The organism is Plantibacter auratus (assembly GCF_050587365.1).
Lineage (GTDB): Bacteria > Actinomycetota > Actinomycetes > Actinomycetales > Microbacteriaceae > Plantibacter > Plantibacter auratus.
Window position 1 is genome coordinate 1029450 of sequence record NZ_JBOBFV010000002.1, and the last position, 19705, is coordinate 1049154.

Sequence of the window (19705 nt, forward strand, 5' to 3'; positions counted from 1 at the left end):
CCCACCGCCGAACACGCGGAAACGGTCGCCATTCCTCGTGAATGGCGACCGTTGCTGCGTTCTCGCGGGCTCAGACGCCCATCGGGCCGCCACCACGGCGGGGCACGCCGCCGGTGCCTTCGGCCAGGCCTCTCGCGCGTTCACGCTCGACCTCCGCGTCATTGTCGTGCGAATGGTGTTCGTCGGCCGAGCGCGCGGCGCGGTCTCGCCGTGACACGTACCAGACGGCCGCGATCGCCAGGAGGACGAGCGCGGCGAGGATGATGATGGTGCTGATGTCCATGTGATGCTCCTCTCCTCGTCCATCGACCCTAACGAGGCCTCAGATGCACGCAACCCCCTCGCCCGACGGGCGAGGGGGTTGCGGAACGGGGATGTGTGATCAGCCGGCGACCTGTTTGGCGCGGGCGAAGACCTTCTCGATCTCCTCGCGACGACCCGGCTGCTTCAGCGACAACGGCGAGGGGTGCGGAGCGTTGAAGGCGCTGTAGGTGTTGCCGAGCAGGGGCTCGACATGCTTCCACCAACCGTCCTGGGCGTGAGGACCGCAGAGTACGACGACGCGCAGGTTCTTGAGGAGGGGCAGGAGGGCACGCAGTTCCATCGCTCCCTGAGCGACCTCGGGCGCGTTCGGCTTCTTCCGCCCGGCGCTCAGGTACCACGGGACGATGTTCCAGACCATGACGTCGTCGAAGCCGATGTCGTTCCGCAGATTCCAGAGGCTCTCGGCGATCGGGTCGTCGTTGTCGACCGAGGCGAAGCCGGATCCCGGGGCGTCGAGGCTGTCGGGGGCCAGGGTCCCCGGGGCGTCGAGGAGGATCAGTGTCTTCGCGTTGACGGCCGCATCGGCCGGGTCGACGAGCGGGAGGACGAGGTCCGCCTGCCGCCGTCCTCGGCGGGTCATCATCGCGTCCGACCAGTCGCGCAGCGGCGCGAGTGCCGGCGACTCGGCCAGCATGCGGTGTCGTTCGGCCAGTTCGTCGGGGTCTTGCAGCCCGCGAGGGGCATCCATATGCATCTTCCGAGCGTAGCCCGTGACGGCTGCCCCGTCATCGTCTGAGCCGGTTCTGAGGCTGAAGATGCTGGACAGGACGGTGGATCCGTGCCCGTCAAGCCGGGGTGGACCGGGTTGACGCGGGCCTAGGCTGGCCAGGATGACTGACGAGCGAACCGCCCCCGACGACCGGACGAAGTGGCGCGCGTTCGCCATCTGCGTGTCGGTCGCCGCCCTTACGATCCTCGACCTCTCGAAGGTCAATGTTGGACTGCCGTCGATCGAGGAGGCGCTCGACGCCGGCCCGACCGCCCTGCAGTTGATCGTCGCCGGGTACGCCCTGGCCTTCGGTCTGATCCTCGTGCCCGCCGGGCGCTACGGCGACCTGCACTCGCGGCGTCGCATGTTCATGATCGGCCTGAGCGTGTTCGGGGCGGCCAGTCTCGCCTGCGCCGTCGCACCGAGCGTCGGCATCCTCATCGGCGGGCGGATCCTCCAGGGCATCGCCGCGGGTCTGCTGATGCCGCAGGTCATCGGGCTCATCCAGCAGTTGTTCGTGGGGAAGGAGCGCGGCCGCGCCTTCGGGCTCTTCGGAGCCATCATCGGTCTCTCGACGGCGTTCGGACCGACGCTCGGCGGTCTGCTCATCGCCATCGGCGGCCCGGAGGACGGCTGGCGCCTGCTCTTCTGGATGAACGTCCCGCTCGCGATCATCCTGTTGCCGATCGCCGCCCGACTGCTGCCCAAGCAGCAGCCGCACGAGGCGGGTGCCGGATCGCTCGACCCGGTGGGCATCGTGTTCCTCGGTCTCGCCGTGCTGTCGCTCATGCTGCCGTTCGTCCTGACGACCGGTTCTCCGGGCGACGACCCGGCGCGCTGGTGGTTGCTGGTCGCGTTCGCCGTCTTCGCCGGCCTTTTCGCCTGGTGGGAGGGTCGCTATCAACGCGCCGGGAAGACACCCGTCGTCGACTTCTCCCTGTTCAAGCTCGGCAGCTACCGCAATGGCGTCCTGATCTCCACGACGTACTTCGCGGCGATGCCGGCCACCTTCCTCACGCTCACGCTGTTCGTGCAGCAGGGGCTCGGGCTCGAGCCGGTCTTCGCGGGCATGATCACGATCCCGTTCGCCCTCGCCTCGGCCGTCAGCTCGTGGTTGAGCGGTCGGGTCGTCGACCGACTCGGACGTCCCCTGGTCGTCGGTGGGCTCGTGCTGGTCGTGGTGGGGTTCAGTCTCAACTCGCTCCTCGCCTTCATCACGCCCCCGGAGATCACGCCGTACGCGATGGGTGCCGCGATGCTGCTCGCCGGCATCGGCGGCGGCGCGGTCATCTCTCCGAACCAGACGCTGATGCTCGCGCACATCCCCGTGGCCTCCGGTGGTGTCGCCGGATCGATCGGTCAACTCGGCCAGCGCATCGGCACCGCGGTCGGACTCGCCGCCGCGACGGCCACCTTCTACGCGACCGTGTACTCGGAGAACGGCGGCGATGCGTCGGGCGCCTCGCTCGACGTCTATCACGACGCGTATCGCAACAGCACCCTCGTCACGATCGGCTTCGTGGTCGTGGCGCTCGTCTTCGCGCTGCTCGACACCCGTTCGCGGAAGGTCGCCGCCGACGCACCCGGATCCTCCAAGTAAGGGTGACCTGAGTTAGGGTAGCCTCAGTCGCGGCCGTCGGAGCCGCCGGAGGAAGGGGTTCGAGTGGCTCGCACGAATGCCGAGACGGCGCGCATCAAACCCGAGGCGGCGACACTCCTCACGCTGCGGGTCGTCCGCCGCTCGCGTATCTCGCCGAACATCGCCAGGGTCACCCTCGGTGGCGGTGACATCGCCGACTTCACGTTCCTCGGGTACGACCAGTGGTTCCGGTTCTTCATCCCGGTCTCCGAGGGCGGGCTCGAGCGGCTGCCGACCAAGCTCGACATGCTGGCCTACGCCAAGTACCTCGCGATCTCCAAGTCGGTGCGCCCCGTGCTCCGGAACTACACGGTGCGGGATTTCCGGCGCGACGGCCCCGACGGGCCGGAGCTGGACATCGACTTCGTCATCCACGGGTCGGCCGCCGAGGGGACTGCGGGGCCCGCGGCGAGCTGGGCCCAGTCATGCGAGGTGGGCGATGCCGTGGCGCTGCTGGACGAGGGGCGCATGTTCAACCTCCCGGCGGACCTCGACCGGGTGCTGCTGGTCGCGGACGAGACCGGACTCCCCGCCGTCGCAGGCATCCTGACCTCGCTTCCGGCGTCGACCGTCGGGACGGCGATCGTCGAGATCCCGTCCGCGGCCGACGCGCAGGACGTGCGTGTCCCGGACGGGCTCGAGCTGCGATGGGTGGTCCGAGAGGATCCGCACGACGTCCCTGGACGAGCGGCGCTGGCCGCCGCGACGGCCCTCGGCGTGCCGTCCGCCCCGTGCTACGGGTGGGTCGTCGGAGAGCAGTCCCTGGCCGCGAACATGCGCCGGCTCTGGGTCCGCGGAGGCATGCCGAAGGACCGTGTCATGTTCTGTGGCTACTGGAAGGCCGGCAAGGCGCACTGATCGCCCGACGGAACCGGCGTTCGCGTCGACCGTGCGGTGAATTGGGTCGATCACCCGAATTCGGGGTGTCCCCGACGCGCTGGGCTGACGGCTCCACTAACCTCACGACATGCCCTCTCCCGCCGGTGCGTCCGGAAACACGATCGGTGCGCTGCCGACCGGCGTCGCGACGGGTCTGATCCGGACGGTGACCGGCGGATCCGCCGACCGGACGTTCGAGGTCGATGTCCCCGAAACGGCCACGAGGGCTGCGGACACGTCGTCGCACTCGCACGACGCCCTCAGCAGCTGGGACGTCGTCCGCTCCACCTTCCGACCAGGTGAGGCGCTCACCTTCGACGAGCGCTACCGGTATGCCCAGCTCCCCCTGATCGACGCCGACCACCCGCTCGCGCTCGCCGCAAGTCCTGACGGCGTCTACCGTGGCGGGCGGTACGCCGAGGCGCGCCTGGCGGTCGTCATCCCCGTCCCGGTCGAACGGCTGTTCGTCGATCCGATCTTCCTGAGCTACGAGGCCGACCTCGCCTCAGCACCCTTCGCACCCAAGCTCGCCAGAGGCATCGAGCTCCGACGCGCACACCGTTTGCACGCGACGCTCTCCTCCATCGACGCGGACTCCGGGTTCCTCGACGCGCTGCGGACGAGCGTCGGCGCGTTCACGCCCTTCCGGGTCAGGCTGGCGGGCCCCGTCATCGGCGGGTTCAACCGGGGGCGCTGTTACCTCCCCGCCACCGCGGACGCCTTCGCTTCCATCCAACGTTCCGTCGGCGGGCGTCCCGCACCGCTCGTCGGGGTGGGCCTGCACCACTTCCGCGATGAGCTCGATGCAGGTGAGACCGCGGCGCTCGCCGCCTTCCTCGAGCGTTGGCGCGACGTCACCCTGTTCGAGTGGACGGTCACCGAGCTGGCGATCACCTCGACCAACGACGACCTCGTGCTGAGCGGACGCACGCTCGCCCGCATTCCGCTCCACGCGGCCGAGTGACGCCCCGGGTCTCCGGGATCAGCTCGCGGTGAGTCGCCTGACCATCGGGAGGTCGGGCGTCGCCCAGTCCAGTCCGAGGAGCTGTTCGCGGGTGACCCAGCGCAGTTCGTCATGGTCCGTGCTGTGGACCGGGGGTGCCCCGCGGAAGACGACCTCGTAGCAGGCGAGGTCGATGACGAGCTCGCCCACGGTGACGGTGGAGCGGTCCAGCAGCGCCCCCACAGCGACGTCGGCGTCGAGCTCCTCGCGCAGCTCACGAGCCAGCGCGTCCTGCGGTTGCTCGCCGGGCTCGACCTTGCCGCCGGGGAACTCCCACAGTCCACCGGAAGCCCGCCCGGGTGCCCGCCGACATGCGAGCACGGTGTCGTCCCGTGAGGCGACACCCGCGACGACCTGGATCGTGGTGGTCATCATGCGCTCCCGTCCCGTGGCGTCGTGGTCGCTGTCCAGGCTAGGGGACGCGGGATCGAGGACGCCCGACGCCGCTCCACAGACGGCTCCCCCTCGGCTGACGACAGCCTGCATCCCGCGGCGGCGCTGTGGTCGGTGGTGCGTGCCAGACTGACAGCGATCGGAGGCGGACCAGCCCCCGCAGCAGTCGTCTCGAAAGGCACCCACCGCACCGATGTTCCTCCTCGACGGTTCCGCCATCACGAGCGCCAGCGACCTCTCCAACGCCTCCTACTGCGAGTTCGCCTTCCTGCGCACGGTCGACGCGAAGCTCGGTCGGATCGAACCGATCGTCGAGCCCGAGGACGAGATGCTCATGCGGACCTCCAAGCTCGGCGACCAGCACGAGCTGCGCGTCCTCGAGTCGTACCGCGCCGAGTTCGGCACCGGTGTCGTCGAGCTCGACCGCCCCGACGTCCGAGACGCGGTGGCGCTCGCCGCAGCCGTCGAGTCGACGATCACGGCGTTCCGCGACGGAGCCCCGGTCGTCTTCCAGGCCGCGTTCTTCGACGGATCGTTCATCGGCTTCGCCGACTTCATCGTGCGCCGGCCCGACGGCCGGTATCGCGTGCAGGACACCAAACTCGCGCGCTCACCGAAGGTCACCGCCCTCCTCCAGCTCGCCGCCTACGTGGAGCAGCTGGAGACGGCCGGGATCCCGGTCGACGACGACGTCGACCTCATCCTGGGAGACGGCACCGTCAGCACCCACGCGGTGGCCGACATCCTGCCGGTGTACCGTCGCCGTCGTGCGCGTCTGCTGCGGATCGTCGCCGAACGGCTCGAAGCCGACGCCCCGGTGGCCTGGGGGGATCAGCGCTACAGCGTCTGCGGACGATGCGCGTGGTGCGACGCCGAGATCACGGCCTCACGCGACGTCCTGCTGGTGGCCGGGCTCCGGTTGACGCAGCGCGACCGCCTGCTGGCGGCCGGCATCGCCACGATCGACGATCTGGCGTCGCTCACGCTCACCGGATCGACCGAGCGACCGGGGCCGCACGGGCTGTCGGGTGGCGCCGGCGGGACGGTCGACGGCATCGCCGAGAGCACGCTCGCTGCGCTGCGCGAGCAGGCGCACCTGCAGCTCGAGCCGTCACCCGCCGCCGGCGTGCCGGCGTTCCGCGTGCACGACGCCACGGCGCTCGGACTCCTGCCGCAACCCGATCCGGGCGACGTCTTCTTCGACTTCGAGGGCGACCCGCTGTACACCGAGGGCGAGCCTGGAGACGCCCGCCGGGGCGACCGCACCAGGTGGGGCATCGATTACCTGTTCGGCCTGGTCGACACCGACGGCCGGTTCCGATCCTGGTGGGCGCACGACTTCCATGAGGAGCGCACGGCCCTGATCGACTTCCTCGCCTACCTCACCGCCCGCCGTGCGGAGTTCCCAGGCATGCACGTGTACCACTACGCCGCGTACGAGCGGACGCACCTGCTCTCGCTGGCCGCCCGGCACGGGGTCGGGGAGGACACGATCGACGACCTCCTCCGCGAGGCCGTGCTCTTCGACCTCTACCCGTTCGTCCGCAAGACGGTGCGTGTCGGATCGCGGTCCTACTCGATCAAGAAGCTCGAGCCGCTCTACATGGGTGAGGACCACCGCGACAGCGACGTCACCGACGCCGCAGCATCCATCACCGCCTACGCGGAGGCGCGCGAGCTGAGTCGGAGCGACGACCCGGAGCTCGTGGCCGAAGGCGAACGGAAGCTCTCGGAGATCGCCGAGTACAACGCGTACGACTGCGAGTCGACCCGTCGGCTGCGGAACTGGTTGCTCGACCTCGGTGCGGAACGGGGCGTGCTGCCGGGCACCTTCGTCACCGACGCACCCGAGCCCCTCGTGGACGAACCGACGCCGCTCCACGACGCGCTGACGGCGTTGGCCGGAGACCCCCTCGACCCGGAACGCACCGCCGACGCCACCGCGTATGCGCTCGCGGCCGCCGCCATCGACTACCACCGGCGCGAGCACAAGTCGTTCTGGCAGGAGCACTTCTCCCGACTCATCGCCGCGCGCGACGAATGGGAGGACACCCGGAACGTCTTCACCGTCACCTCGGGAGTCGTCGAGCGCGACTGGTTCCGCGAGGGGCGGCAGCGCAGCGACCGCCGTCACGTCCGACTCCGCGGCCGATGGGCTCCCGGCAGCAGTGTGAAGGTCGGCGCCGACCCGTTCGCGGTCTACGACCACCCGGGACCGTACACGCTCCCCCGCGCCGAGCCCGGCTCGCGACCGGCGGGGCAGATCACGGTCCTCGAGGTCGACGACGACTCCCTGCTCATCCAGGAGACGCTCAAAACGGATCGTGAGCCCTACACGGAGCTGCCGGTCGCGCTCACGCCGTCTCCTCCCCCGCGACCCGGAACACAGGTCGACGCGATCGCCGAGTGGGGGCAAGCGGTCCTCGACGCCGCTCCGGAGTGGCCGGATGACGGCGTCGTCGACATCCTGCGGCGACGGCCGCCCCGCACGAGCTCGGGTGAGCCGATCCCCCACCGTGGAGACGGGCGGACGATCGAAGACGTGACCGCCGCGTTGCTCGACCTCGACGACTCGGCGCTCGCCGTCCAGGGGCCGCCCGGAACCGGCAAGACCTACGTCGCCTCGCACGTCATCACGGCCCTCGTGCAGCAGCACGGCTGGCGGATCGGGGTCGTGGCGCAGTCGCACGACGTCGTCGAGAACCTCCTCGAGCGTGTGGTGAAGGCGGGGCTCTCCCCCGCGCTCGTGGCGAAGACCCTGCGATCCGGTGCCGACCCGGATGCGGAGCGCGGCTACACGGTCCTTCCGGCCAATGGTCATGGCGCGTTCATGGCCGAGCAGGCCGGCGGCTTCGTCATCGGCGGGACGGCCTGGGACTTCAGCAACCCCAACCGGTTCGACCGGAGGTCGCTCGACCTCCTCGTCGTCGACGAAGCCGGCCAGTTCTCGCTCGCGTACACGATCGCGGCGAGCGTCGCCGCGCGGAACCTCCTCCTCCTGGGCGACCCGCAGCAGCTGCCGCAGGTGAGCCAGGGGACGCATCCCGAACCGATCGACACCTCGGCCCTCGGATTCGTGGCCGACGGTCGCGACGTCCTCCCTCCGGAACTCGGCTACTTCCTCCACGAGACCTGGCGGATGGACGCCGCGGTCACCGAGCCGGTCTCGCGCTTGTCGTACGGTGGCGAGCTGCGCTCAGCAGCGGCCACGACGAAGCGGCGCCTGGAGGGTCGTGCGCCGGGACTGCACGTCGTCCCGGTCCACCACGTCGGAAATGCGACGAGTTCGCAGGAGGAGGCCGACCGCGTCGCCGAACTCGTCCGGTCGAGCATCGGGCTCCGCTGGACCGATCCGGATGCCGGCCGCATCGACGACCCGGTGAGCGAGGCCGACATCATCGTCGTCTGTCCCTACAACGCCCACGTCGCAGTCGTCCGTGCGACGCTCGACGCGGCCGGGTTCGACGCGGTGCGCGTCGGGACCGTCGACAAGTTCCAGGGTCAGGAGGCCGTCATCGCGATCGTGTCGCTGGCCGCGTCCTCCCCCGCCGACGTCCCGCGGGGCATGTCGTTCCTGTTGATGAAGAACCGACTGAACGTCGGGATCTCCCGCGCCCAGTGGGCGGCGTACCTCGTGCACTCCCCCGCACTCACCGAGTACCTGCCGGTGACGCCGGAGGGTGTCGCCGAGCTCAGCGCCTTCATCCGGTTGGTCGACGGCCACTGACCAGCTCCACCGCGGCTGCGGAGGGGCGAGGATTCCGTCGCGCCGCGTCGATACGACCGTTCTGCGCCGCCTTCGCGAGCCACCCCTGACGCTGCTCCACGGTCGAATCCTTCACCCGACCGAACCGGTTCACGGCGACAGGCTTGATCCCGCAGAACCGGAGGGTGGTGGTGCGGAGTTGCTTCACCGTCGTGTCGCCGACGAGCGGCAGGTACCACGAGGGCGAGTCCGACGTGACGATCACCCGACCAGTGCGGCCCGCCAGCAGCCCCTCAGGGAGGCCGTTGGACTTCATCCGGTAGGCGCGACGGGGCAGCAGCAGGCGATCGAAGAACCCCTTGAGCAGCGCCGGCACCGATCCCCACCAGACCGGAGCCACGATCACGATGTGGTCCGCGGCGAGGATCTGCTCCCACGCCCGTTCGAGGTCGGGCTCCAGGTCTTGACGGCGGGTGTAACCGAGGCGGAGGTTCGGGTCGAACGCGAGGTCGCGGACAGCGAGGACGGTCGCGTCGCCGTGCGCCTCCGCGTAGCTCGTGGCGAGGGCGGCGCAGAGGGACCCGGGGTTCGGGTGTCCGTCGATGACGAGGGAGGGCATGAGTTCTCCAACAGTTGTAGGTCTGGACAGTGCCAAGAATCTGGACACTGTCCACTTCCGGCCGGAACCGACTCTACCGGTACGATGTTGCTTGTGTCAAGATCGACGACGGCGTACCACCACGGCAACCTCGGGCCGGCGCTTGAGGACGCTGCGCTCGAACTCATGCGGACGCAGGGCCATGCCACGCTGAGCCTGCGAGAGGTCGCACGCCGTGCCGGGGTCAGTCACAACGCGCCGTACCACCATTTCGGCGACCGCACCGCGCTCCTGAAACGGTTGAGCGAACGCGGCATGGCCGAGCTCCTGGACGCCATGCGCGAGGAGCGGCAGGCGACGGCGGGTCGAGACCCACAGGAGGCGGCCGTCCGGATCGGTTCGACGTATGTGCACTACGCGGCGCAGCATCCGGAGCGGTTCCGCCTGATCTACGACCCCGAAGTCTGTGTCCCCGGTTCGCCCAGCGAGGCGATGGCGCCACTCATCGGTGGCGTCGAAGCGCTGCTCGCCGAGACGACGGCGTCGCTGGCGCCCGGCGCCGAGCCGCAGGTCATCGCCGCTCTGACCACGGCGGTCTGGGCCGCGGTCCACGGGCTCGCGGAACTCGTCGTCGCCGGACACATCTCCGAGGCGGCGGCCCGACCCGCGCTGGAGGCGTTGCTCACGCGACCCTGAGGTGGCGTCCCGCTTGGAGCGTTTGCACGATCATCATCCGGGAAACGGTCGGGAAGCTCAGAGGCCGTTCATGGTCGAACCAGACGATTCACTCGGATTGCGGGAGTCAGATGAACTCAGCACCCCCGCCGAGAGGAATCCCCGTGAACACCACCCCAGATCCAGAACGCCCTGAGTCGCGACCAGCGGACGGCACGCAAGCGCAGCAGCCGTCGCCCGCACCCGACCCGTACCAGCCGCCCACCGGCTCGTATCAGCCCCAGCCCGGGGTGGACGTCACTCCCCCGGCCGGCTACCCCGGCAACACGACCGGCGGCGGTCCACGACGCGAGTCCACGACGCCCTTCGGTTACGCGACGGCTCCCCACGCGACGAGCGGTCACGTGTGGCCCGATCACCACCGGGGCCCACAGGGTCAGTACGGACCGTACGCCGCCGGCCAGGGCCAGTCCGCGCCCTCCGGCACCTGGCAGCCCCAACCGTACGGACAGCAGACGATTCCCCAGTCGTTGTCGACCACGGGCACTCCCGCGAAGAAGCAGCCCATCGGCTGGATCATCGCCGCCGCGACGGCCGCCACGGTCGTGTCCCTCGTGACCGGTGGCCTCGGCCTCGCTTCGCTGGCGGCCGGCGCGTTCCAGAGCGTCGCCGCCTCCTCACAGGTGACGGAGACGGTGCCGGACGACGGCGGTCAGAGCTTCCGCGCTCCCGGTGGGCAGCCTGGGCCGCAGCAGGCGACGCCGGATGCCGCGACGGCGAACACCCGGAGTGCCACCGCCGCTGAATCCGCGGGAGTCGTGGACATCGACACCGAGCTGGCCTACCAGGGGGCCGCCGCCGCGGGAACCGGGATGATCCTCACCGCGGACGGCCAGATCCTGACCAACAACCACGTCGTCGCGGGAGCGACGAGCATCGTCGTGACCGTCGTGGCGACCGGGGAGAAGTACGGCGCACGCGTCGTCGGGACGGATGCCACGAACGACGTCGCGCTCCTGCAGCTCGACGGCGCCTCAGGGCTGGACACCGTGGCAATCGACGATGACGGCGGCGCGGCCGTCGGTGACGCCGTCACCGGGGTCGGGAACGCGGGAGGCACGGGTGGGACGCCCAGCGCGGCGGACGGGTCCGTCACCGCCCTCGACCAGGACATCACGGTGCAGGACGAGACGACCGGGGCGGGCAAGCAGCTGACCGGACTGATCCAGACGGACGCGGACATCCAGTCGGGCGACTCCGGCGGACCGCTCTACGACTCGGAGGGCGAGGTCGTCGGCGTCGACACCGCTGCCTCCTCCGGTGGGACCGACATCGACGGATTCGCGATCCCGATCGACGACGCGTTGTCCATCGTCGACCAGATCCGCACCGGCGTCGCGACCGACACCGTCTCGATCGGCTACCCGGCCTTCATCGGGATCGGTCTGGCCGCGTCCGGCGCAGCCCAGACCGTGCCGGGGGCTGTGGTCGGTTCGGTGATCGAGAACACGCCGGCGGCGTCGATCGGCCTCGCAGCCGGCGACGTCATCACGGGCATCAACGGTGCCGCCATCGACTCCGCGGAGACCCTGACGGCGACCATGGCCACGCTCGAGCCCGGCCAGACGGTCTCCGTCACCTGGACCACGGCGAGTGGGACCTCGCAGACCGCTGACGTGACCCTGATCGAGGGCCCGGTCGGCTGATCGCGCGCTCGGGACGCTCGACGACTCCTCACCTCCGGCCCGCAGCCGGACCCGAGGAGTCGTCGACGTCTGGCCAGTAGGCTCGGGAGGCGGTGCCTCGCCGCGACCACCGGAAGGAACCGCTCGTGACCCGCTTTCTCGGAGTCGACCTCGCCTGGGGCGAGGGGACCGGCTCCCGCGCGGCGAACGAGTCGGGACTGGTGTGCATCGACGAGACCGGGACGGTCATCGAGGCCGGGTGGGCCGTGGGGATCGACGCCGTCGTCGCCTGGCTCGTCGACACCGCATCACCGGGCTCCGTGATCGCGGTCGACGCCCCACTGCTCGTCCAGAATCAGACCGGCATGCGTCTCTGTGAACGTGAGGTCGGACAGCGGTACGGGCGCTGGCAGGTTTCGGCCTATCCGTCGAACCTCGGCCTTCCGGCGCTCGGTGGTGTCGCGCTCTTGAGGGCGCTGGAGGCGGCTGGGTTCCAGTATTTCGACGGACTGAGCACGCCCGCCGCGGATGCCGTCCTGTTCTTCGAGGCCTATCCCCACACCACGTTGGTGGGTGCCGAGGAGTTCGGGTACCCGGATGCGCGGCCCCGCTACAAACGCCTCGACCCCGGTCTCCCTGTCGCCGAGCGACGGCGACGCCGTGCGGAGGTCTGTGACGACCTCGTCTCGCGCCTGGAGGCGCTGACCTCGGCGACTCCGCCACTCGACCTCGACACACACCCGGTGACGGCGCTCCTCATCGCGGAACCCTTGCCGCTGAAGGAATCGGCGCACAAGCACCGTGAGGACCTCATCGACGCGGCCATCTGCGCGTGGACGGCATCCGCCTGGTCCCGCTGGGGGCTCGAACGGTTCCAGGTCCTCGGCGCCTCGGATGCTCCGGACGACCGGGGGCGTGTCCCCACGCTCCTCGCCATGGCGCGGCCCGAGCAGCGCTCCAAACCGGATATTCCTTTCTCGGCATATAACGGTTCAGCCCCACAACGGGCATTCGCGCCACTCAGGGGGCCGATATCCCTGCAAACCACAACGGACCACGATCTCGACGAAGGACATATGAAGAAGAAGGAATACGCCCAGGACGACGCTCCGGCGGAATCGAACACGATCGAGTTCGTCCCCGGCGGAGCGGCGAACGCCGACGCGTCACCCGCGGCCTCGACGCGAGCCCCCTCCCCCGCTCCGACGACCGTCGAACTCCTGCGCAGTGCCACCTGGCACCTCGAGCACGCACGGGTGGTGGGCCACCCCGACGATGTCGAGTTCGAAGCGGCGAGGTCGGCGTTGGCGGAGGCCGTCTTCGACCTCGAGCACGTCCAGTACGGGGAGACGACTCGCGGCTAGGGCACCCGTCAGGCGGGTCCTGAGCCCGATCGGCGCCGTGTCTCCCGGTCCGCGCGTGCGCGTCGCTCGAGGATGTCGTTGCGAACCCAGCGGATCAGCAGCGACATGGCGAGCGACAGGAACAGGAACGCCGCCGCGCCCAGGGCGTAGGAGATGAAGTCCGTGGGGATGAACGTCGTGCCGAGCACGAGCGCCGAGGGCGGCCACTGGTCGGCGAGTGCGGCCGGCACGCCCGTGGCCTGGAAGCACTCGATCGCCGCCGAGAAGCCGAACGCGCCGAGGGCGATCTGCCACAGCGGACGCCGTGGGGCGGCGAAGGCCAGGAGGAGCGCGACGAGGACCGTGTACAGCGCGTTGGTCACGGGGTTCGCCCAGGCTGCCGCCACCGACCAGTGCACCGTCAGCCCGGCGACGATCGTGATGATGGCTGCGCCGAGGAGCAGCGCGCGCTTGAGCGAGGTGGCGGGGCGTGGCCCCTCGTCCGTCTGGTCGGGTGCGTCGGTCATGCTTTCGTCCTCCGGGTGCGTCGTTGTCGCCCACGGGCCCAGTCACGGGCCTCGGTTCCGGAGAGGGCGAGGATGATGGAACAGTCGACCGCGAAGCCGATCAGGTTGGTCTGCAGGGTCAATCCGCCGGCGCCGGCGACATAGCTCGCGGCGAGGGTGGCGATGGACGTCGAGCTGAAGGTCATGGCGAGCAGGCGCGCGAGATTGCCTCCCCGATGGACCCGCCAGGCGAGGACGAGGTAGCAGAGCGTCACCACGGCCGACAGGGCCAGCACGGCCCCGACGACCCACGGGATGAGGACGACGTCGTCAGCCGTCGCGGCCGTTGCACGGGCCTCCGAGATGACCTGCTTCCAATCGGAGACGAGGAGGACGCCGGAGAGCACGGTGGACAGTGCCGCGACGACCATCAGGACCACGCCGACGGTGGTGTCCAGGGGCCGCGGGTCGCCGGCCCGGATGAGGGAGCGCGTCGGGGGAGCGTCGGCGGCCGGCAGGGTCGCCGCCGGCGGGACGACCACCGCGCTGAGATCGATGATCGGCAGGTCGCCGTCGGTGACGATCGCGTCGCCTCCGCCGTTCCGTGAGTGGTAGCCGGTGGAGAAGTTCTCGATCACGGACGTCGTCGCTCCGACGTCCGCTGCCGCGATCGACGCGACGATGTGATCGCGCTCGTCGTCGACGTCGTCGGCGATCCGGTGGGTCACCTGCAGCGTGAAGATGCTGATCCCGACCGATCGGTCGTACGTCCCGGCGGCCAACCAATCCGCCTGGTAGCCGCCCGGGAGCAGCCAGCCCGCTGGTGTCGGCCAGAACCGGACGTGGTGCCGCTTCCCCGGACTGCCGTCGACCTCCTGCTGGTAGCAGAACGCCTGGCGGCGACCGAACAGGTAGAGCGACGAGACGGGCGCCTCCGAGTAGCTGCGCCTGGTCAGCGTCGAGGTCACGATCCGCAGGTTCGCGCGCAGGCCGAGGTCGTCGGCGAGCGTCCAGCCCGCCGAGAGCATCGCCATGTGGATCTGCTCCTCCCGACCACGGAGGCCGAGGTTCACGGGATCACCGAGGATGCCCTCGCGCGTGCGAGTGCGTCCGATGAAGTAGTCGGGCAGGTAGACGCGCGACAGCACGGTGTGCAGGCGGGGGAGGATGAGGTAGGCGATGACGAGGTAGATGACGAGGATGAACCAGGCTTGGGCCCACCCGCGCGCGAACGCCTCGGTGAGCAGCACGTACGCCAGGAAGACGGCCGCAGCCGTGCCGAAGGCGAAGAACCAACCGTCGACGATGCGTGCGATCCGTCCGCGACGATCCTCGGACAGGCCGCTTGCGGGCCCGATGAGGTCGCTGCGGGTCTTCGTCACCCGTCCAGGGTAGGGCCTGGTGCATCCACGTGCCGGGTGCGTGGGTGGTGGGAGGATGGTGGGATGGACTCCGTCGCCCACATCACCGACCTCGCCGACTTCATCGTCGCCTCGCCCACCTCGTATCACGCGGTCGCGGAGAGTGCTCGGCGCCTCACGGCGGCCGGCTTCACCCGGCGGCTCGAGACCGAGTCCTGGGACGGGGGCGCCGGCCAGTTCTTCGTCGAACGCGAGGGCGCGGTGATCGCCTGGGTGCAGCCCGAGCAGGCCCACGCCACGACGCCGTTCCGCATCCTCGGCTCGCACACCGACTCGCCGAGCTTCAAGCTCAAGCCGAAGCCGACGACCGGCGCTCACGGGTGGCTGCAGGCCGGCGTGGAGGTCTACGGCGGACCGCTCCTCAACTCCTGGCTCGACCGCGAGCTCGAACTCGCCGGACGCCTGGTGACGCTCGACGGGACCGTACACCTCGTCCGGACCGGCCCGTTCCTGCGCATCCCGCAGCTCGCCGTGCACCTCGACCGAAGCGCCAACGACGGCCTCGTCCTCGATCGCCAGCGCCACCTGCAGCCCGTGTACGGGGTCGGTGACCTCGCCCACGCCGACGTGCTCGCGCACCTGGCGGTGATCGCAGGCATCGATCCCACCGCGATCGCCGGATACGACGTGCTCGTGGCCGACACCCAGGAGCCCCGGCGATTCGGTCTCGACGGTCAGCTGTTCGCCGCCGGACGCATGGACAACCTGACCTCGGTCCACGCGGGACTCGCGGCGTTGCTGGCCGCGAGCGACGGGGGAGCGACGGACGACGCCGGACACATCACGGTCTTCGCCGCCTTCGACCACGAGGAGCTCGGTTCGGCCTCGACGTCCGGTGCCAGCGGTCCGTTCCTCGACGACGTCCTCACCCGCATCGGCGCATCGCTGGGCGCGACGACGTCCGAACGGCTCCAGGCCTATGCGGCCTCCTGGTGCCTGTCAGCTGACGCCGGCCACGCGATCCACCCGAACTACCCGGAGCGCCACGACCCGGCCAACCGTCCGATCGCCGGTGGCGGGCCACTGCTCAAGATCAACGCGAACCAGCGTTACGCCACCGACGCCCTCGGGGCCGCACTGTGGGCCCGGAGCTGCGCCGCCGCAGGTGTGGCCTCACAGGACTTCGTGTCGAACAACACGGTGCCGTGCGGCTCGACCATCGGCCCGCTCACCGCGACGCGGCTCGGCATCCGGACGGTCGACGTCGGGACGCCGCTGCTGTCGATGCACTCCGCCCGCGAGCTGTGCCACATCGACGATCCGACCGCTCTGAGCGCAGCGGTCCAGGCGTTCTTCCGGGGCGCCTGAGCCGCGCCGCAGCAGGAGATCCGCGCGGGAGCAGGACGCCCGAAGGCGGACGGTCCTGCTCCGGCGCTGATCTCCTGCTACCGGGCCGGGCTCAGCCCAGTTCGCGCAGTCGCAGACGACGTCCGTCGGGGCTCGCGTCCGGGTTCACCTCGACGAGGTCGGAGCGCGAGTTGATGAAGTCGCTGAACGAGCGGTAGCCGAGCGGCTTCTCCTTGAACGCCGGATCCATGCGGATCATCTGGTTCTTCACCTCGGCGTTCAGCAGCCAGTCCTCGTCGTCGTTCTTGGCGTGCACGAGGCGGAGCGCCCGCACGAGGAGCTCGGTCGCCGCACGCTGTGCGTCGGGGCCGGAGGGGTCCGCGGTCTCCTCGTCGGTGTCGTCCAGGTCGTCGGCGTCGCGGTGGCTGAAGACCGGTTCAGTGAAGAGGCCGCCGATGCGGGGAGGTGTCTGGGCGACCGGCGCTTCGGCCGTCGGCGTGGACCCGGACGAGGCGCGACGACGCCCGCCGGACTTGGGCGCGGACTTCGGCGCCTCCTCCGGGGAGACCTCCGCCGTGCTCTCGACGGCGGCAGGGGTCCGGGGCGTGCGCGTGACGACCGGCCGGACGATCCCGGGGATGTCGTCGTAGTCGGAGAACTCGTCACACGCCGCCATGAGCGCACGACTCGTCGCACCGGCGACACCGATCCCGATCACGTGGCGTCCGAGGCGTCGGCAGCGCTGCGCGAGGGAGATGTAGTCCGAGTCGCCTGCGACGATCACGATGTGCGTGAGGTCGGGGAGGCGGAAGAGGTCCTCGACGACGTCGACGGCGAGGCGGATGTCGGCACCGTTCTTCATCGCCTTCGTCGTGGGGAACATCTGCGTCAGGTCGACCGCGCGGTCCACGAGGTCCTTCTGATACGCGGAGTTGACCGGCTCGGACCAGTCGGCGTAGGAACGGCTGATGACGATGTTCCCGAACGACGAGGTGTAGTCGAGGATGGCGCCCACGTCGACGCGAGCGGCCTGCAGGCGCTCGGAGATCTCGTCGCCTTCGGGTGCGGCGGAGGGCACGTGGGACCGCGCGCGATCCCGGCTGAACGCCGCCTTCCCGTAGAGCTGGTTGTAGCGCGAGATGACGATGTTGTCGAAGTCGATGTAGACCGCGACTCTGGGCGTTCCGGTTTCTGCCATGACTCCATCATCCTCTGGTGGCCCGCGAATCGGCGACTTCAGTCCTCCACAGCCCGGCTTGCGGGGGCTCCTCTCCACCGCTGCTGCGCCGGCCAGGCCGTGACCGACCTGGGCTGCGTACCGTGGTCGCATGCCCAGTCACGCCGTCGACATCTTCAGCCCAGGGTCGCAACCCAAGTTATACCCGGTTATACTCTTACCTGTGAAGACCGCCATCTCGTTGCCTGATGAACTGTTCACCCGCGTCGAGGCTCGCGCCGCCGAGCTCGGTGTCAACCGGTCCGAATTCTTCGCGGCGGCGGCGAGTCGGTATCTCGACGAGACCGATGCCGCCGGTCTCACTGACGCAGTGGACACCGCGCTGCGGCGTGCGGGAGTCGCTTCAGCGGAGGAAGCACGGGGCGTCGCCGCGGCCGGACGCGACCGCCTTGCCGAACTCACTGCCGGAGACGATTGGTGATCCGCCGCGGTGACATCCGGTGGGTCGATCTCGGCCCTCGCGAACGGGGGAGTGCGCCCGCCGGTCGGCGCCCGGTCGTCGTCGTCCAACATGACGCCTACACACGGAGCGCACTCCGGACCGTGATCGTCGCGGTCGTCACGTCGAACACGGCGCTCGCCGAGCTCCCGGGCAACGTGTTCCTCCCTGCGACGGCTTCCGGCCTGCCGAAGGACTCGGTCGTGAACACCACGCAGCTGCTCACCCTCGATGAGGACGACCTCGGTCCGGCCGCCGGGAGGGTTCCCGTCACCCTGTCACTGGATCTGGACGCGGGGCTCCGGCGAGTGCTGCACCTCTGAGGTGGTGCCGGAGCGATCGGCTCAGAGGTGGCCGGTGAGCTTTCCGTGGAACGCCGAGCTGCGTTCGTCGAGTCCGGTGAACACGACCTGCTTGCCGTGTGCGGCGTACTTCTCCTGCACGGCGTCGAGGACGGCGACGCTCGAGGCGTCCCAGATCTGCGAGGCGGTGAAGTCGACGACGACGTCCGCAGGATCGGCGGCGTAGTCGAACTGCTCGACCAGGTCGTTGCTACTGCCGAAGAACAGGGGGCCGATGACGCTGTAGCGGACGGAGGCGGCGTCGTCCGCGAGGACCCGGCGGACGCGGATCACGTGGGCCACGCGCCGCGCGAAGAGCACCATCGCGAGGACGGCTCCTGCAGCGACGCCGATCGCGAGGTTGTGTGTGATGACGACCACCGAGACGGTCACCACCATCACGACCGTCTCGGGGATCGGCATCCGTCGCAGGGTCGCCGGGCGCACGCTGTGCCAGTCGACGGTCTTGATGGCGACGATCATCATCACGGCGGCCAGCGCGACCATCGGGATCTGCGCCATCACCGGGCTGAGCGCGGTCACGAGCAGCAGGAGGAAGACGCCGGCGACGAATGTGGAGATCCTCGTCCGAGCTCGGCCCAGTTTGACGTTCACGACCGTCTGACCGATCATCGCGCAGCCGGCGATCCCGCCGTACCAACCGGCCAGGATGTTGGCGACGCCGAGGGCCCACGACTCACGCCCCTTCGACGAGGTCGTGTCGGTGATGTCGTCGACGAGTTTCGCCGTGAGGAGGGTCTCCATGAGCCCCACGAACGCGACGCTCAGCGCGGTCGGCCAGATGATGCCGAGCGTCTCGAGGTTCAGCGGCACGAGCAGCGCGGTCAGGCCGGGGAGGCCGCCGGAGACGTCGCCCTGGTCGCCGACGGTCGGCACGGCGGCGTGCGCGATCATCGTGATCGCGGTGACGACGACGATGGCGACGAGCGGCGCCGGCACCGCGGTGGTGAGCTTGGGGAGCAGCAGGACGATCAGCACCGTGATGACGAACAGCGGGTAGACGAGCCACGGGACGCCGAGCAGGTGGGGGACCTGGGCGACGAAGATGAGGATGCCGAGCGCGTTGACGAACCCGATCATCACCGAGCGGGGGATGAACCGCATGAGCCGGGAGAGACCGGTGACGCCGAACACGATCTGGATGAGGCCCGCGAGGATGACGGCGGGGAGCAGGTACTCCACGCCGTGTTCCTTGACGAGCGGCGCGACGACGAGGGCGACGGCTCCCGCGGCGGCCGTGATCATCGCCGGACGCCCGCCGAGGATCGACATCGAGATGGCGAGCACGACGGAGGCGATGAGGCTGACCTTCGGGTCGACGCCGGCGATGATCGAGAAGGAGATGACCTCGGGGATGAGCGCCAGCGTCGTCACGATCCCGGCGAGGATCTCGACACTGAAGGCCATGGGGTTCCGCAGGGTCGCGATGACGCCCGGGCTCGGGCGGACGGCGGTGCGCATGGGGGCGTCGGGCTGACTCACCGTGCAAGCCTAGGCTC

At 69.8% G+C, this 19705-nt stretch carries 18 protein-coding genes; 10 read left to right on the forward strand and 8 right to left on the reverse strand.

The window, feature by feature from the left end:
• Positions 1-70 precede the first annotated feature (70 nt).
• Both ACQ3HE_RS12075 and ACQ3HE_RS12080 read right to left on the reverse strand, forming a co-directional pair.
• Positions 71-283 carry a hypothetical protein gene (locus ACQ3HE_RS12075; RefSeq protein ID WP_430892918.1) on the reverse strand — a complete coding sequence of 71 codons (213 nt, stop codon included), beginning with the start codon at positions 281-283 and terminating at the stop codon, positions 71-73.
• 99 nt (positions 284-382) lie between these two features.
• Positions 383-1018: a uracil-DNA glycosylase gene (locus ACQ3HE_RS12080; protein ID WP_158596626.1), complete on the reverse strand. Its 636-nt coding sequence runs from the start codon at positions 1016-1018 to the stop codon at positions 383-385.
• Between the two features lie 136 nt (positions 1019-1154).
• Here ACQ3HE_RS12080 and ACQ3HE_RS12085 point away from each other — a divergent pair, with 136 nt between their 5' ends.
• The 3 genes from ACQ3HE_RS12085 (at position 1155) to ACQ3HE_RS12095 (ending at position 4515) form a co-directional block, all read left to right on the forward strand.
• Positions 1155-2633 carry an MFS transporter gene (locus ACQ3HE_RS12085; RefSeq protein ID WP_430892919.1) on the forward strand — a complete coding sequence of 493 codons (1479 nt, stop codon included), beginning with the start codon at positions 1155-1157 and terminating at the stop codon, positions 2631-2633.
• A 63-nt stretch (positions 2634-2696) separates the two neighbouring features.
• Positions 2697-3530 carry a siderophore-interacting protein gene (locus ACQ3HE_RS12090; RefSeq protein ID WP_430892920.1) on the forward strand — a complete coding sequence of 278 codons (834 nt, stop codon included), beginning with the start codon at positions 2697-2699 and terminating at the stop codon, positions 3528-3530.
• A gap of 109 nt (positions 3531-3639) precedes the next feature.
• Positions 3640-4515 (forward strand): hypothetical protein, encoded by an 876-nt coding sequence (locus tag ACQ3HE_RS12095; protein WP_430892921.1) that lies wholly within the window; start codon positions 3640-3642, stop codon positions 4513-4515.
• Between the two features lie 18 nt (positions 4516-4533).
• On the opposite strand, the gene ACQ3HE_RS12100 is transcribed toward ACQ3HE_RS12095, so the two are convergent.
• Complete coding sequence (locus ACQ3HE_RS12100) at positions 4534-4926, reverse strand: (deoxy)nucleoside triphosphate pyrophosphohydrolase (RefSeq protein ID WP_137242955.1); 393 nt, start codon at positions 4924-4926, stop codon at positions 4534-4536.
• A 214-nt stretch (positions 4927-5140) separates the two neighbouring features.
• Here ACQ3HE_RS12100 and ACQ3HE_RS12105 point away from each other — a divergent pair, with 214 nt between their 5' ends.
• On the forward strand, positions 5141-8674 hold the full coding sequence (locus tag ACQ3HE_RS12105; protein ID WP_430892922.1) for a TM0106 family RecB-like putative nuclease: 3534 nt from the start codon (positions 5141-5143) through the stop codon (positions 8672-8674).
• On the opposite strand, the gene ACQ3HE_RS12110 is transcribed toward ACQ3HE_RS12105, so the two are convergent.
• Positions 8649-9272 carry an NAD(P)H-dependent oxidoreductase gene (locus tag ACQ3HE_RS12110; protein WP_430892923.1) on the reverse strand — a complete coding sequence of 208 codons (624 nt, stop codon included), beginning with the start codon at positions 9270-9272 and terminating at the stop codon, positions 8649-8651. The genes ACQ3HE_RS12105 and ACQ3HE_RS12110 overlap by 26 nt on opposite strands.
• A 93-nt stretch (positions 9273-9365) precedes the next feature.
• Here ACQ3HE_RS12110 and ACQ3HE_RS12115 point away from each other — a divergent pair, with 93 nt between their 5' ends.
• The 3 genes from ACQ3HE_RS12115 to ACQ3HE_RS12125 all read left to right on the forward strand — a co-directional run bounded on the left by ACQ3HE_RS12115 (position 9366) and on the right by ACQ3HE_RS12125 (position 12975).
• On the forward strand, positions 9366-9947 hold the full coding sequence (locus ACQ3HE_RS12115) for a TetR/AcrR family transcriptional regulator (protein ID WP_342450778.1): 582 nt from the start codon (positions 9366-9368) through the stop codon (positions 9945-9947).
• 143 nt (positions 9948-10090) lie between these two features.
• Positions 10091-11632, forward strand: coding sequence for a S1C family serine protease (locus tag ACQ3HE_RS12120; RefSeq protein WP_430892924.1), 1542 nt, complete (start codon positions 10091-10093; stop codon positions 11630-11632).
• A gap of 125 nt (positions 11633-11757) precedes the next feature.
• Positions 11758-12975, forward strand: a complete 1218-nt coding sequence (locus ACQ3HE_RS12125) for a DUF429 domain-containing protein (RefSeq protein WP_430892925.1) — start codon at positions 11758-11760, stop codon at positions 12973-12975.
• An 8-nt stretch (positions 12976-12983) separates the two neighbouring features.
• On the opposite strand, the gene ACQ3HE_RS12130 is transcribed toward ACQ3HE_RS12125, so the two are convergent.
• The gene (locus tag ACQ3HE_RS12130) at positions 12984-13481 is read right to left on the reverse strand and encodes a ribosomal maturation YjgA family protein (protein WP_274498841.1); all 498 of its coding nucleotides are present in this window, start codon (positions 13479-13481) and stop codon (positions 12984-12986) included.
• The gene (locus ACQ3HE_RS12135) at positions 13478-14842 is read right to left on the reverse strand and encodes an LssY C-terminal domain-containing protein (RefSeq protein ID WP_430892926.1); all 1365 of its coding nucleotides are present in this window, start codon (positions 14840-14842) and stop codon (positions 13478-13480) included. The genes ACQ3HE_RS12130 and ACQ3HE_RS12135 overlap by 4 nt, the downstream gene beginning before the upstream one ends.
• Positions 14843-14905: 63 nt before the next feature.
• Here ACQ3HE_RS12135 and ACQ3HE_RS12140 point away from each other — a divergent pair, with 63 nt between their 5' ends.
• Complete coding sequence (locus tag ACQ3HE_RS12140) at positions 14906-16189, forward strand: M18 family aminopeptidase (protein WP_430892927.1); 1284 nt, start codon at positions 14906-14908, stop codon at positions 16187-16189.
• Between the two features lie 91 nt (positions 16190-16280).
• On the opposite strand, the gene ACQ3HE_RS12145 is transcribed toward ACQ3HE_RS12140, so the two are convergent.
• On the reverse strand, positions 16281-17366 hold the full coding sequence (locus tag ACQ3HE_RS12145) for an NYN domain-containing protein (RefSeq protein ID WP_079704288.1): 1086 nt from the start codon (positions 17364-17366) through the stop codon (positions 16281-16283).
• Positions 17367-17568: 202 nt separating this feature from the next.
• On the opposite strand from ACQ3HE_RS12145, the gene ACQ3HE_RS12150 reads away from it, so the two are divergent.
• Entirely contained in the window at positions 17569-17826 is a 258-nt protein-coding gene (locus ACQ3HE_RS12150) for a CopG family ribbon-helix-helix protein (RefSeq protein ID WP_159876470.1), read from the forward strand.
• Positions 17823-18167: a type II toxin-antitoxin system PemK/MazF family toxin gene (locus ACQ3HE_RS12155; protein ID WP_274498837.1), complete on the forward strand. Its 345-nt coding sequence runs from the start codon at positions 17823-17825 to the stop codon at positions 18165-18167. Before ACQ3HE_RS12150 ends, ACQ3HE_RS12155 begins: the two co-directional genes overlap by 4 nt.
• 21 nt (positions 18168-18188) lie before the next feature.
• On the opposite strand, the gene ACQ3HE_RS12160 is transcribed toward ACQ3HE_RS12155, so the two are convergent.
• Positions 18189-19667 (reverse strand): SulP family inorganic anion transporter, encoded by a 1479-nt coding sequence (locus ACQ3HE_RS12160; RefSeq protein WP_430893089.1) that lies wholly within the window; start codon positions 19665-19667, stop codon positions 18189-18191.
• Positions 19668-19705 lie beyond the last annotated feature (38 nt).

What these genes read in the sequence shown, in the direction of transcription:
- ACQ3HE_RS12075 (WP_430892918.1), bottom strand. Translation starts at nt 283, where the DNA reads ATGGACATCAGCACCATCATCATCCTCGCCGCGCTCGTCCTCCTGGCG.
- ACQ3HE_RS12080 (WP_158596626.1), bottom strand. Translation starts at nt 1,018, where the DNA reads ATGCATATGGATGCCCCTCGCGGGCTGCAAGACCCCGACGAACTGGCC.
- ACQ3HE_RS12085 (WP_430892919.1), top strand. Translation starts at nt 1,155, where the DNA reads ATGACTGACGAGCGAACCGCCCCCGACGACCGGACGAAGTGGCGCGCG.
- ACQ3HE_RS12095 (WP_430892921.1), top strand. Translation starts at nt 3,640, where the DNA reads ATGCCCTCTCCCGCCGGTGCGTCCGGAAACACGATCGGTGCGCTGCCG.
- ACQ3HE_RS12100 (WP_137242955.1), bottom strand. Translation starts at nt 4,926, where the DNA reads ATGACCACCACGATCCAGGTCGTCGCGGGTGTCGCCTCACGGGACGAC.
- ACQ3HE_RS12105 (WP_430892922.1), top strand. Translation starts at nt 5,141, where the DNA reads ATGTTCCTCCTCGACGGTTCCGCCATCACGAGCGCCAGCGACCTCTCC.
- ACQ3HE_RS12110 (WP_430892923.1), bottom strand. Translation starts at nt 9,272, where the DNA reads ATGCCCTCCCTCGTCATCGACGGACACCCGAACCCCGGGTCCCTCTGC.
- ACQ3HE_RS12130 (WP_274498841.1), bottom strand. Translation starts at nt 13,481, where the DNA reads ATGACCGACGCACCCGACCAGACGGACGAGGGGCCACGCCCCGCCACC.
- ACQ3HE_RS12140 (WP_430892927.1), top strand. Translation starts at nt 14,906, where the DNA reads ATGGACTCCGTCGCCCACATCACCGACCTCGCCGACTTCATCGTCGCC.
- ACQ3HE_RS12145 (WP_079704288.1), bottom strand. Translation starts at nt 17,366, where the DNA reads ATGGCAGAAACCGGAACGCCCAGAGTCGCGGTCTACATCGACTTCGAC.
- ACQ3HE_RS12160 (WP_430893089.1), bottom strand. Translation starts at nt 19,667, where the DNA reads ATGCGCACCGCCGTCCGCCCGAGCCCGGGCGTCATCGCGACCCTGCGG.